Raw genomic sequence first — 13,950 nt, 5'->3', positions numbered from 1 at the left:
CCGCTGCAGGCGCTGCCAACCCGCAGAGTGCAGACGATCGGGAGTTAGTTTCCCGGGCACAAGAATCACCGTCATTCAATACCACCCCGCCTGCGGGTCAGTCCAACAGGCCAAAGGTAGAGGTGAAGCTGTCTCAAACCGAAGTCGTTCCCGGTGAAGCAGTCACCTTGCAGATTACCGTACTGGCACCCACCTGGCTTACCAAACCAGTAGAGTTGCCTTCACTCGACCACCCCAACCTCTCGGTCACACAAGCCGAAAGATCCACCGTTTCCACAAGCCAGACCATTAATGGCAGCACATGGTCCGGGGTAATCCGCGAGTATCAGTTGGTTCCGCTTACCCCAGGCATATTCCGGCTTCCCTCCGCAAAACTGGAAATACACTACCGCGACCCCAACGGCAGTGACGACCTGGCAACCGAAGTCGCACTTGCAACGGAACCTCTCGCGCTCACGGCCACCGCACCCAAAGGCGCGGAAAATCTGACCCCCTATATCGCCGCGCGCGACCTGACCCTGGAGCAGAAAATTGACGGCGATTCCGAGAACCTCAATCCCGGCGACAGCTTCAGCCGCACCGTGACCGCCCGAATTCAGGGGTCCACTGTCATGTTCGTGCCACAGATACTGAACACCAGTACACCGAACGGGCTCGCGGCCTACGCGGACACCGCCGAAGCCGAAGACAGTGGGGAAGAGTCCGGCACCAGGGTGGAGAAAATCACGTATGTTGCAGAAGCAGCAACCAGAGGTGAATTGCCCGGCGTGACACTGCAGTGGTACGACCTGGATGAGGGCAGCATTCGAACGGCCACACTGGACCCCGTCAAGGTGCGCGTGAAAGGCGCTGCGGCACTCCGCCGCCTTTCTCCCGAGTATTGGCTGGCGACGGTGGCGCTGCTCGGCGCTCTTGTCTGGCTCGCCTGGCAGTACCTGCCGGCTGCTGGCAGGCGTATGCATCAGCGCTACACAGAAAAGCGAAAAGCGAGTGGCACCGAAGCCCTGCGGCGACTTCAGTCCGCGATCAAACAGCAGCAGTACTCCTCGGCTCTCAGTGCAGCCATGGAATTACGCCCGCAGGCAGACTATGCGCACTCCGACATACCAAAGGCTCTGCTCGCTCTGGGGCAGGCCCAGTACGGCAATACACCGGCCGCCGCGAGTGCCGCGCCGCTCTGGCAAGCGCTTGAGCTGGCAGCAGACGCCTACGCCGCTTCCCGCAAGCGCGAAAAGCACCGACGGTCGCTGCCGCCGCTCAACCCGACCGGCACTCCGTGAGTCCCGGGAAGAGCCGACCTGAACGTCAGGTGAACCAAAACCGGGGAGTCTTGCTCCAACCCGCCCCGATATGAAAAAAAATTATCGCGCGCCAGCGGCCCCGATGAAAAACACGAACTAAGGTTTAGGGAGCACCAATTTCAGAGTGGAACTTCACTGCAGTACTTTGGGAAGGTCTATGAAATTTCTGAACAGGCTTCGCAATCTGGCCGCGACCGCGGTTCTTGTGTTTTGCGCGCCTACCCTGGGGCTTGCCGATCCACTCCCCTCGTGGAATGACGGTGAGACCAAAACCGCCATCGTCGATTTCGTGGAAAAGGTGACCCGAAAAGGCTCCTCGGACTTTGTCGAGGTAAACCAGCGAATCGCCACCTTTGATAACGATGGCAATCTCTGGGCAGAACAACCGGCCTATTTCCAGCTGATTTACGCGTTGGACCAGGTCAAGAAGATGGCCTCCCAACATCCGGAGTGGAAAACGCAGGAACCCTTTGCCTCCGTTGGGAACTCCGACGGAGACTACCAGATACTGGAGTGGGCCACCGCCGGTAGCGGCCCTCGCTTCGGCCTGCTGCTGCATCACACCGATGCAAAGGGGGAGTGGGCCTATGATCGCAAATCCCATATCGGCCAGCTGAACAAGGCCCTGGACGACGCCAGCAAAAAGGGCTGGACCGTCATCGACATGAAGAGTGACTGGAACAAGGTATTCCCTTTTGACCAACCGTGAGAGCCGATTCCGCGGGCTTACGCGCTCTAAAACACTATCCCACACCCGGAGGGAATCATGAGAAAACTTGGTTTACGAAGCTTACTGAAAGTGCCTATTTCCGTAGCTGCGGCTGCACTCCTCTGTGTCTGTCACTCCGCCGTACAGGCCCAGGACAAACCAAATATTCTGGTGATCTGGGGCGATGATATTGGTGTATGGAACATCAGTGCGAACAGTCGCGGCATGATGGGGTACATGACGCCCAATATTGACCGGATTGCGAAAGAGGGGCTGTCGTTTACCGACTACTACGGACAGCAATCCTGTACTGCCGGGCGCGCGGCCTTTATCGGCGGTAGTGTGCCTGTGCGTACCGGCATGACGAAAGTAGGCTTGCCCGGCGCTAAAGAAGGCTGGCAGAAAACCGATGTCACAATCGCTACCGTAATGAAAAGCCAGGGGTACGCAACTGGGCAATTCGGCAAGAACCACCAGGGCGACCGCGACGAGCACCTGCCAATCAATCACGGCTTTGATGTGTTCTTTGGCAACCTGTATCACCTCAATGCCGAGGAAGAGCCGGAGAACCGGGACTACCCGAAAGATCCGGAATTCCGCAAGAAATATGGTCCTCGCGGTGTCATCAAAGCGAGTGCCGACGGCAAGATCGAAGACACCGGTCCGCTTACCAAAAAACGGATGGAGACCGTGGACGAGGAAACCCTTGCCGCGGCCATGGACTTCATCAAACAACAGGTACAGGCCGGCAAGCCCTTCTTTGTATGGTGGAACGCAACCCGGATGCACTTCCGGACCCACGTAAAAGAAGAGCACAAAGGCCTATCTGGCCCTACCGGGAACAATTATCAGGACGGGATGGTCGAGCACGATCAACATGTCGGGCAGCTACTTAATTTGCTCGATCAATTGAAAATTGCCGACAACACCATCGTGTTCTACTCAACCGACAACGGCCCACACTTTAATACCTGGCCCGATGCCGGCACTACCATCTTCCGCAGTGAGAAAAACTCCAACTGGGAAGGCGCCTATCGCGTGCCCGCGTTTGTGCGCTGGCCCAACAAATTCCCCGCCGGAAAAATGCTCAACGGCATCGTTTCCCACGAGGACTGGCTGCCAACCCTCGCTGCCGTAGCTGGTGCCCCGGACATCAAAAACAAGTTGCTCAAAGGTGTCACTCTCAATGGTCGCAGCTATAAAAACCATATCGATGGTTACAATATGCTGGACTACTTTACCGGTAAAACGGAAGAGTCCCCCCGTCGTGAATTCATCTATGTAAATGACGATGGCCAGATTGTGGCAATGCGCTACGATGCGTGGAAAGCGGTGTTTCTCGAAAACCGCGGACAGGCCTTCGAAGTATGGCGCGAGCCGTTTACCGAGTTGCGTGTACCCCTGTTATTCAATCTGCGCCGCGACCCTTTCGAGCGTGCCCAACACAACTCCAACACCTATAATGACTGGTTCCTGGACAGAGCCTTTGTACTGGTACCCATGCAGGGCATGGCGGCGCGCTTCCTCAAATCCATGGAGGAATACCCACCCAGCCAAACACCGGGCTCATTCAATCTCAAGAAGATCGAGGAACAGTTGAAGGCCGGTGCGGGCGGCAGTAACTGACTTTTCTCGGCTCCAACGAAGAGGGCCCATACCTTACGGTATGGGCCCTTTTTTCTGCCGTATCAGCGACTAATTTGGCGAATTCCAGATAGGTGACGCAGAAGATTCTGTTCCCGGAGCGTCGAAGCCCTCCTCCGGCTTCTATAATCTTCCCGTTCGTCAGTGTGAATAATCTGCCACACACACAGCACCGCACCATCCGCACACCACTACCGTTTTATGGGGGTAACATGGCCCAGGGCTCGAGAAAGGCTGTTCTATACGCCATCTGTGTAAACGCCATCATCACCGTTCTGAAGGGAGTGGCGGCTCTCGCGACTCATTCCGCCGCAATGATGAATGAAGCAGTACACAGCCTGATGGATACCCTGAACCAGATTTTTCTGCTGATCGGGCTGAAACGCGGTGGCCGACCGGCCGACAGTCACTATGCATTCGGTCACGGGCAAAAGAAGTACCTGTGGAACCTGTGGAGTGCCATCGGCCTGTTCTCCATCGGCTGTGGCCTCGGCCTTGCACATGCCTGGCACGCCTGGCAAAACCTCGGTCATGTGGACCGCCCGGAGGCCATTTCGATTCTCGGATTTGATATCGCGCCGATCTGGGTATCCGGTGTGGTGCTGTTTATCGCCCTCGTTCTCGAGGGCTATGTACTGATGGTCGCGGGAAAAGAATTTTTTTCACGCATGCGTGCAGAAGGTAAGAAAAACCCGTTCCGCTATCTGGCGGATGCAGATGACCCCACACTTATTGCCGTACTGCTTGAGGACAGCATCGCGGTAACTGGCGTAATCCTCGCCGCCACAGGCATTGGCTTGACCCAGACTACGGGCAACCCCATGTGGGATATCGGCTTCTCGGTCTCAATTGCCGTCATGCTGGGATTGACCGCGATTTTCCTCGGCAAGATCAATATGCGCTACCTGACAAATATCCGCGACAAGGACGCCGAGCGGGCATTTCACGACATCGTCAAGCATCACCGGGAGGTAGAGCGGTACCACGACCTGAGGTCGGTAATTGTGGATGACACCCACACGGTCGTCGTTGCGGAAATTGAAGTGCGCGAGGAGGTCCTGATGCGGGGCATGAACGAACGCATAGACCGACATGAGCAACAACTGCTTGACCGAGTCGCCGAACACCGCAGAACCGACGCCGTACTCGAGTATGCCGAGACGCGGGCCATCGTACAGGCAACCCTGGAAGCAACCGAAGAGTTAATCGATGAGCTCGAGGCGGAACTAAAGCAGCGCTGCACGCGGTTATTTCATCTGACCATCGAGATCAATGGTATAGCGGCACCATCGAAGCTGGATGTACCGGAGCGGTTGAGAGAGAAGCCGCTCTAAAATACGGCTTCATATACACACAACACATTGGATATCCAACAGCTGTAAAACCGCAGTGCCTCAAATAGTTGACGTACTGCGGTTTCCGGCTTCACTTGGGTGGGAGCGTTCCCGCAAATTCGACACCGCGGGTCACCCATCCGTCCAGGTCGGCGGCGATTGCATCCTCCTCAACGTAAACCATACCTTTCAGCGGGCGACCGGTGAAATCCATGGGCCGGGTGTAACGCTCGCCGAGCGCTGCCTGATAATTGTCCGGCCCCACGCGCACCATCAATTCCTCACCCACCACGCCACAGGCCATATTGCCATTTAACATAAAGGCCAGCCCACCAAACATCTGCTTCTCACTCAGTCCATCTTCCTCTTGCAGTACTCCGCGGACTTTTTCTACCAGCTCTTCACTGTACGACATGGTTAACTCCTTGCTCTTTATATCAATTCCTTACCCCAATCACTTCACCGGGGTACGCTTCTGCAGGGCAGAGGCTATTACCGGCCTCAGGTCTTCAAACACAATATCGTCGCTATCGCGAAAGTTCAGGCAACCGGTGCCGCATTTCGCCGAGGGGTGCTTCTCCAGATATGGCTGTATGTGCTCCCGCGCACAGGTATACAGCGACAGGTAGCTCTTCTGGCTCGCCAGCGCCACCCAACCATCGCCAAGCGCATAGGTAGGCATTTTGTATTTCATTGAGAGGGTGACGTCGGGGAAGTTGGCAATCACCAGATTGTGGAGCTTTTGCACGCGCTCGCTACGCTTGGTCGAAAGCTCGCTGACGTACTCGGCCAGAAGCTGCGGGATGGAATCTGACGTGGTTTGCGATGGTGTGTCCATGCGTAAAATGTTATTGCGCTTATTGATTACAGTGTAGCAAAGAAATCAAAAAGTGCCCGGTCAGTCAGGGACTATTATTCCAACCGGCCCACTACCGCCCGCGCTGCCGAGGAAAAAACAAGCGCCAGGGTATCAGGCCAACATCTCCAGCCGGCCGCCATTCAAGTGGTACATGGCGCCAACGATCTTGATCTTGCCCTCCTTCTCCATCTTCGACAGAACCCCGCTTTCATCGCGAATCTCCTCCATCGCCCGGCGCACATTGTTCGCCGCCACCAGGTCGACAAACTCGGCGTTCTTGCTCGAGCGATCACCGTCATACCTGGTCGCTTCTACTGCCGGCTTGATCTCATCCAGAAGCTCGGTCAACTTGCCCAGCTTCACGTCATCAATGGCACCTTTAACCGCACCGCAGGCAGTATGCCCCATCACCAGAATCACCTTGGCACCCGCGGCAGCACAGGCAAACTCCAGGCTGCCCACAATATCGTCATTACAGATATTGCCGGCCACCCGTGTATTGAAAGACTCACCCAGCCCCATATCCAGCAGAATTTCCGCCGGCGTACGTGAGTCAATACAACTCAGGATCGCCGCCGCCGGGAACTGCCCCGCGGCACTCGCGCGCTTCTGCGCCAGGTAATCGTGCTGTTGCATCTTACCCGAGCGAAAACGCTCATTGCCCTGCTGCATCATCGCAATCACATCATCCGGGCTCATCGCATCCCTCTGCTCCTTGGACAAGGCCGCAGCAAAACTGACACCCGAAAAACTCATCAACCCCGCCCCAGCCGCCATACCGGCAAGCCCCGCCGTCAGCGCGCCTTTCAGCGCCTGCCGACGGCTGGCCCCGGCGCGATAGCCGGGATGCGAGGAAGTTTTTTTGTGGATGCTCGAGCGATTCGGTTCATTGCACATAATCGAGTCCGCTGAAAAAAATGTGCCGGCGTGGTTATTACCATCGGACGGCATTGGCGTGAAAGGCCACCCTGTGAGGAGCTAATTTCAGTCTAGACGAATTTGGCGACATGCAAGAGCCAAGACCGAAGTGCAACACGTAGATGCGAAGGCCCGGTGGCGGGCCGCCACGGAAGAAGTTCGGAGCACCATAAAAAAAGCCCCGGGGATACCGGGGCTTTGGGGCTACCTGCAAGCAGGCTCCTAAACGGATTCCGCAGCGTTTTAGTCCACGAAGACACGCGCGTTGCGGAACAGGCGCATCCAGCCGGAATCCTCTTCCCAATCGTCCGGGCGCCAGCTGTTGCTGACCGCGCGGGCTACACGCTCCGGGTGCGGCATCATGATGGTCACGCGGCCGTCCTCAGAACACAGAGAAGTGATACCGTTGACCGAACCGTTCGGGTTGGCCGGGTAAGTCTCGGTAATCTGCTGGTTGTTGTTCAGGTAACGCATCGCAATGGTGCCGGACTGCTCGCAAGTCTCCAGCGCCTGCTGATCCGCAAACTCCACACGCCCCTCACCGTGGGCAACCGCCACCGGCATATAGGAACCCGCCATCCCCTTGAACAGTACAGACGGAGAGTCTTCCACGCCCACCAGCGCAAAGCGCGCCTCATACTGCTCAGACAGGTTGCGGACAAAACGCGGCCAGTGGTCGGCACCAGGAATCAGCTCCTTGATCACCGAGAACATCTGACACCCGTTACACACACCAAGGCCAAAAGTGTCCTTGCGGTTAAAGAAGCCTTCAAACTGATCGCGCGCGCGGTCATTGAACAGAATGGTCTTCGCCCAACCCTCACCGGCACCGAGCACGTCACCGTAAGAGAAGCCACCACAGCCCACCAGGCCCTTGAACTGATCCAGTTCCACACGGCCGGCAAGAATATCGCTCATATGTACGTCGACAGCATTGAAGCCCGCGCGGTGGAAGGAGTGCGCCATTTCCACCTGGCTGTTGACGCCCTGCTCCCGCAGGATGGCAATCTTCGGACGCACACCTTTCTTGATGTAGGGAGCCGCAATGTCTTCGTTCACGTCGTAGCTCAGGCTCACGGACAGACCCGGATCCTGCTCTGCTGTCTTGGCAATAGCGTCGAATTCCTGCTTCGCGCAATCGGCGTTGTCACGCAGGGACTGGATTTGATAGCTGGTTTCACTCCAGATCTGCTGCAGTTCCGCGCGGCTGTGATTGAAAATCACCTGGTCTTCACGGGTGATACGCAGGTGTTCATTTTCATTCAGCTCACCAATGCGGTGCGCAGGTACGCCCACGGACGCAAAGCGCATCGCCAGCATATCCGCGTCGGCACTGGGCACCTGCAGGACTGCACCCAACTCCTCACTGAACAGTGCGGCAATGGAGTCGTCGCCCAGATCATAAATTTCCACATCGACACCCACACGGCCGGCGAAACTCATCTCCGCCAGGGTCGCAAACAGACCACCGTCGGCGCGGTCGTGGTAGGCGATGACTTTTTCTTCTTCCAGCAATTCCTGCATCACATCGAAGAAGCCTTTCAGACGCTTGGCGTCGTCCAGGTCGGCGGGCTTGTCACCCAGCTGGCTGTACACCTGAGCCAGACAGGAACCACCGAGGCGGTTTTTGCCAGCACCCAGATCGACCAGGAGCAGTTCGCTCTCGCCTTTTTTCATCTTACGCAGCTGCGGGGTAACCACTTTGCGTACATCGCTTACCGGGCTGAAGGCGGAAATCACCAGGGACAGAGGCGCGGTAACCGCCTTGTCTTCACCGCCATCGTTCCAGGCGGTGCGCATGGACATGGAGTCCTTGCCCACCGGGATAGTGATATTCAGCTCCGGGCACAGCTCCATACCCACCGCTTCCACGGTGCGGTACAGCTTTTCTTCCTCACCCGGGTGGCCTGCGGCACACATCCAGTTGGCGGAGAGCTTGATGTCGGAAAGCTGTTTGATCGGCGCACAGGCAATGTTGGTAATCGCCTCACCTACCGCCAGGCGACCGGAGGCCGGCGCGTCCAGCAGCGCCACCGGGGTGCGCTCGCCCATGGACATGGCCTCCCCTTTGGTGCTGTCGTAGGCCACGGTAGTGACCGCGCAATCGGCAACCGGCACCTGCCAGGGGCCGACCATCTGATCGCGGGAAACCTGGCCGGTAACGGTGCGGTCGCCGATGGTGATCAGGAAGTTCTTGCTGGCGACGGTGGGCAGGCGCAGTACGCGCTCGGCGGCTTCTTCCAGTTTGATATTGCTGGTATCGAAGGCGGTGGTTTTTGCTTCCACCTTCTCCGCAGTACGGTGCATCTTCGGCGGCTTGCCGAACAGCACGGACATGGGCAGGTCGACCGGCTTGGCGTCGAACTGGGTGTCGTTCAGGGTCAGGTGCTTTTCGCTGGTGGCTTCACCCACTACCGCGAAAGGTGCGCGCTCGCGCTCGCAGATTTTCTCGAAGCGCGCCAGGTCTTCCGGCATCACCGCCAGTACGTAACGCTCCTGGGATTCGTTACACCAGATTTCCAGCGGGCTCATGCCCGGCTCGTCGGAGGGCACGTTGCGCAGCTGGAAATTGCCGCCGGTACCGCCGTCTTTCACCAGTTCCGGGAAGGCGTTGGACAGGCCGCCGGCACCCACATCGTGGATAAATGCAATGGGGTTCTTATCACCCAGCTGCCAGCACTGGTCGATCACTTCCTGGCAGCGACGCTCGATTTCCGGGTTCTGGCGCTGTACGGAGGCGAAGTCCAGGTCTTCGGAGCTGGAACCGCTCGCCATACTGGACGCCGCGCCGCCACCGAGGCCAATCAACATGGCCGGGCCGCCCAGGGCAATCAGCTTGGCGCCGGGTTTGAATTCCGGCTTGTCCACGTGCTCTTCGCGGATGTTGCCGTAGCCACCGGCCAGCATGATCGGCTTATGGTAGCCGCGGCGCTCGCCGTTGAAGTCTTCTTCAAAGGTACGGAAATAACCGCAGATGTTCGGGCGGCCGAATTCGTTATTGAAGGCAGCGCCGCCGATCGGCCCTTCGATCATGATGTCCAGGGCGGTAACGATGCGCTCGGGCTTGCCGTAATTTACTTCCCACGGCTGCAGGTGTCCGGGGATCTGCAGGTTGGAAACGGTAAAGCCGGTGAGGCCCACTTTCGGCTTGGAGCCACGGCCCACGGCGCCCTCGTCGCGGATCTCGCCACCGGCGCCAGTGCCGGCACCAGAGAATGGCGCAATCGCGGTGGGGTGGTTGTGGGTCTCCACCTTCATCAGCAGGTGAATGGCTTCCTGGCTGAAACCGTATTCCTTGGTTTCCGGGTCCGGATAAAAACGACCGGCCTTGTGGCCCACCACTACCGCGGCGTTATCCGCGTAGGCAGACAGCACGTCTTCGCCGCCCTTGCGGTAGGTGTTCTTGATCATGCCGAACAGGGAGTTGGGCATGTCTTCGCCGTCGATGGTCCAGCTGGCATTGAAGATCTTGTGGCGGCAGTGCTCGGAGTTCGCCTGGGCGAACATCATCAGCTCCACATCAGTGGGGTTGCGTTCCAGCTCTTCAAAGCTAGTGAGCAGGTAATCGATCTCGTCTTCCGCCAGGGCCAGGCCCAGGGTGACGTTGGCTTCGGCCAGCGCGCCGCGGCCGCCCTTCAACACGTCCACGCTGCCCATGGGGCGCGGCTTTTCGACCTGGAACAGCGCTTCGGCCTGCGCCAGCTCGGTGTAGACGCTCTCGACCATACGGTCGTGGAGCTCTGCTGCCAGCAGCTTGCGTTCAGCGTCGGTTAATTTGACACCGGTAAGGTAGTAGGCAACTCCCCGCTCAAGGCGGTGGATCTCGGTCAGGCCCGCATTGTGGGCGATGTCGGTCGCCTTGGAGGACCAGGGCGAGATGGTGCCCGGGCGCGGGACGACCAACAGCAACTCGCCTTCCGGCTGGTGCTTCTCTTCGGTGGGGCCGTACTGCAGCAGACGCTCCAGCAGCGCCTGATCCTTTTTGCCGAGCTTTTTGCTGTCGGCAAAGTGCACAAACTCGGCGTAGACATCCTCTACTGCGGGCAGCAGGGCGCGGAGTTGGGTGAGCAGTTTTTGATGGCGGAATTTCGACAGTGCGGGAGCACCACGCAGAACTAGCATCGCGGGAGTTGGCCTCTTGTCTGGATTTGAGCGCCTGCGGGCGGAAGCATCAGATCGGTTAGGACGTGCCACGCAGGTACACCGGGAATCGGAGCGCGCGCATTGTACCCGAAGCATCGCCGCTCCAACACTGTCAAGCGGGCATCCGGCGGTGAAACACTGTCAGTACCCTCGATCGCAAAGCGAATGTGGCCGGATTGGCGCTGGCGGCAACCCCAAATTAACGAGTACCGCAACCAATCCGACACCGTCCACTACACTGAAAAGTGGATCGAAACAACCCGATCAATCACAAACTCAGAGGGCAACTCTGGTCACAATTGGTCAGACTCCCCATATATGAGGTAAAATTGCCGCGCTTTCGCCTGACTCTGTTCAAATAATAGGCAAAGCCCGGCAGCACGTGCGGTTTTCAGGAAGGGTGGCAAGTCGATACGCCACGAATGAAGACCACAGAGGAAAGTCGCGAGGCGCAGCGGATCGCGCCCGCAGCAGAGCAAGGATACCGGCCCAGGACCAACCGGATGAAGGGGCTCCGCTCTGCGTATCAATAATGCTAACGAAAGGATTCGAGGGGACCGCCTATGATCATGAAAAGCCGACTGTTGCGATACAGCCGCCGCCTGTTGAAGGGGGTGGCCTTGGCCTGTTGTGCTTCTCTTTTGGTGGCAAGCAAAGCGCCCAGCCTGCTGGAGCGGGTAAAGACGTCCGGCAAGCTGGTTGTACTGTCCCAGAACGGACCCACCACCTATTACGAAGATGCCAACGGTCACTACACCGGTTTTGAATACGGCATGCTGCGCGAATTCGCGCGCGAGCTGGGCGTCGAGCTGGAAATCCGCGACGTACACGACCTGAGTCACCTGTTCAGCGAACTGGAAAATCCGGAGTCCGGCGCGCACCTGGCTGCGGCGGGCCTTACCGTCACCTCCGAGCGCCGCGAACAGGTCCGCTTCGCCCCGTCCTATTTTGAGATCCGCCAGCAGATCATCTACCGCCTGGGCGAACGGCGCCCGCGCAGTGTCGCCGACCTGGAGGGCAAGAACATTGCCGTTATCGCCGGTAGCGCCCACGCCGAGCAGCTGCGCAAGCTCTCCCATCGCTATGAAGGCCTGAGCTGGGAAGAGATTTCCGACGTGGACGCCATGGAACTGGTGGAAATGGTCAACGAGGGCAAGTACCACTACGCCGTAGTGGACTCCAACGCTTACGCGGTGCACCGCGGCCTCTACCCGAATACCCATATCGCCTTTAACCTGACCCAGTTCCAACCGGTTTCCTGGGCCTTCCCCAAGGGCGAAGACGACACCCTATACCGCGCCGCGCGCAACTTTATGCTGCGTGCCAATACCAGTGGCCTGGTGGCGGAACTGCGTGAACTCTACTTCGGCCACGTAAGCAAAATGAACGTGGGCGGCGCCAAGACCTTCGCCCAGCTCACCCGCGACCGCCTGCCGAAATGGCGGGAAGAACTGCAGAAGGCCGCCGATAAATACGAGCTGGACTGGGAGCTGCTGGCGGCACTGAGTTACCAGGAATCCCACTGGAACCCCCGCGCCAAATCCCCCACCGGGGTGCGCGGCCTGATGATGCTGACACGTGCCACCGCCCGCGAGATGGGCGTAAACCGCCTGGACCCGCTGGAGAGTATTGATGGCGGTGCCCGCTACTTCCTGCAGGTGCGGGACAAGATCCCCAAGCGCATCCGCGAGCCGGACCGCACCTGGATGGCGCTCGCCGCTTACAACGTCGGTTACGGCCATCTCGAAGATGCGCGCGTGCTCACGCAACAACTGGGTGGCAACCCGGACCGCTGGTCCGACGTGCGCGACCACTTACCTCTGCTTGCCAAACGCCAGTACTACAAGAACCTGAAGCACGGTTATGCGCGCGGCTGGGAGCCGGTCACCTATGTGCAGAACATCCGTCACTACCAGGCTCTGTTGACCTGGACCAGCCGCATCGAAGAGCAGCGCCTGGCAGCTGCCGCCGCCAATGACGACGGCGAAACACTGGCAGACATTCCGGCTGCCGAGGCCGCGGCATCCCAGTCCGCGCTGTAAAAGCTCCGCGGTTTGCAACCAAAACAGGCGACCACAGGTCGCCTGTTTTGGTATTCGGCTGAGCTCCGGATCACAAAACCCACTGCCTCACCGTGCAAGTCACCATTTTCCTCCTATGCTTATCTCCAGTGGCCCGATCATTTCGGCGCCAGCCATAGATCACTACGAGGAACCTCTATGATTCGTCACCTGTTGCTCGCCAGCCTGATGGCTACCATTGCGATCACCGGTTGTAGTCGCAAGTCGGACACCCATGAGCCCGACGCTTCAGCCAAACCAGAAACCGAGGTCGTGGAAGAGACGACTGTTGTCGAGGAAGATACCAGCGCGCCGGATTATGACTCTCCGTCATCGACCGGTGACGCGGCTGCCGACAACAACGGCGACAGCGCTACCCCTGCAGAAAGCCCCAATAGCGAGGGCCAGTTGATCTGCAACGCCGAGTGGTTTGAATGGGTCAACAAACAGGTCATGGCAACCCAGACCGAAGCCATAGCCGAGCACTATCCTTCGGGACTGCCGCTTGTGGGCTCCAAAGACTGGTTTACCGCCATGGATAAACTCACCGGCGGCGATGGCGCACACGGCCCAGACGGCGGTAGTGACGAGTGGTGCTTTATGATGCAACAACGCCTCGGCAACACCGACTAAAACACTTCTACAGCAGTTAGCGCCGTCTCAGTTACACACGGGAGCTCAAATGAAGAATGTAAAAAACTCTCTCCTTGCGGTCACCCTGGGTGGCATCGCCGCGGTAGCCGCAGCACAGGCCAGTGCCAAAGAAGAAATGCCGCCTCCGGGGGCCATGGCACTGTCGAGTCTCATCACCAAACTCGAACAACAGGGTTATACCCCCGTCGTCGATGTCTCCCTCGATAGGGGCCGCTGGGAAGTAGAAGCCTACAAAGAAGGGCGGAAGTGGGATCTCGAGGTGGATCCCAATAGTGGCGAAATTCTGGAAGTGAAAGAGGACAGAGACTGACGACGCCTTACCTCAGTA

Annotated in this window: 11 protein-coding genes; 7 read left to right on the top strand and 4 right to left on the bottom strand. The window is 58.3% G+C overall.

The genetic code is table 11. From position 1 onward, the window contains the following. Nucleotides 1-122 precede the first annotated feature (122 nt). The 4 genes from ACXAG1_RS14985 (at nt 123) to ACXAG1_RS14970 (ending at nt 4,988) form a co-directional block, all read left to right on the top strand. Entirely contained in the window at nt 123-1,280 is a 1,158-nt protein-coding gene (locus tag ACXAG1_RS14985; protein WP_475120143.1) for a BatD family protein, read from the top strand. 178 nt (nt 1,281-1,458) lie between these two features. After that, nucleotides 1,459-2,010 carry a hypothetical protein gene (locus tag ACXAG1_RS14980; RefSeq protein ID WP_475093495.1) on the top strand — a complete coding sequence of 184 codons (552 nt, stop codon included), beginning with the start codon at nt 1,459-1,461 and terminating at the stop codon, nt 2,008-2,010. A 57-nt stretch (nt 2,011-2,067) separates the two neighbouring features. Beyond that, a complete protein-coding gene (locus ACXAG1_RS14975; protein ID WP_475120142.1) occupies nt 2,068-3,636 on the top strand; it encodes an arylsulfatase in 1,569 nt (522 codons plus the stop codon). Nucleotides 3,637-3,866: 230 nt separating this feature from the next. Next, nucleotides 3,867-4,988, top strand: coding sequence for a cation diffusion facilitator family transporter (locus ACXAG1_RS14970; RefSeq protein WP_475120141.1), 1,122 nt, complete (start codon nt 3,867-3,869; stop codon nt 4,986-4,988). Between the two features lie 91 nt (nt 4,989-5,079). Here the strand turns inward: ACXAG1_RS14970 and ACXAG1_RS14965 are convergent, their stop codons facing one another. From ACXAG1_RS14965 to purL, 4 genes are all read right to left on the bottom strand, one after another. Next, complete coding sequence (locus ACXAG1_RS14965; RefSeq protein ID WP_475093498.1) at nt 5,080-5,403, bottom strand: TfoX/Sxy family protein; 324 nt, start codon at nt 5,401-5,403, stop codon at nt 5,080-5,082. A gap of 39 nt (nt 5,404-5,442) precedes the next feature. Further along, nucleotides 5,443-5,826: an iron chaperone gene (locus tag ACXAG1_RS14960; protein ID WP_475093499.1), complete on the bottom strand. Its 384-nt coding sequence runs from the start codon at nt 5,824-5,826 to the stop codon at nt 5,443-5,445. A 132-nt stretch (nt 5,827-5,958) separates the two neighbouring features. Continuing rightward, nucleotides 5,959-6,744, bottom strand: coding sequence for a carbonic anhydrase family protein (locus ACXAG1_RS14955; protein WP_475093500.1), 786 nt, complete (start codon nt 6,742-6,744; stop codon nt 5,959-5,961). Nucleotides 6,745-7,008: 264 nt separating this feature from the next. Next, complete coding sequence (purL, locus tag ACXAG1_RS14950) at nt 7,009-10,887, bottom strand: phosphoribosylformylglycinamidine synthase (RefSeq protein WP_475120140.1); 3,879 nt, start codon at nt 10,885-10,887, stop codon at nt 7,009-7,011. A 584-nt stretch (nt 10,888-11,471) separates the two neighbouring features. On the opposite strand from purL, the gene mltF reads away from it, so the two are divergent. From mltF to ACXAG1_RS14935, 3 genes are all read left to right on the top strand, one after another. Then, a complete protein-coding gene (mltF, locus tag ACXAG1_RS14945; RefSeq protein WP_475120139.1) occupies nt 11,472-12,950 on the top strand; it encodes a membrane-bound lytic murein transglycosylase MltF in 1,479 nt (492 codons plus the stop codon). Nucleotides 12,951-13,127: 177 nt separating this feature from the next. After that, complete coding sequence (locus ACXAG1_RS14940; protein ID WP_475093503.1) at nt 13,128-13,601, top strand: hypothetical protein; 474 nt, start codon at nt 13,128-13,130, stop codon at nt 13,599-13,601. Nucleotides 13,602-13,650: 49 nt separating this feature from the next. After that, on the top strand, nt 13,651-13,932 hold the full coding sequence (locus tag ACXAG1_RS14935; RefSeq protein ID WP_475093504.1) for a PepSY domain-containing protein: 282 nt from the start codon (nt 13,651-13,653) through the stop codon (nt 13,930-13,932). Nucleotides 13,933-13,950 lie beyond the last annotated feature (18 nt).

The sequence above is a fragment of the Microbulbifer sp. ABE4_465 genome (genome assembly GCF_056160765.1).
This window is presented reverse-complemented; position numbering and strand designations above follow the sequence as displayed.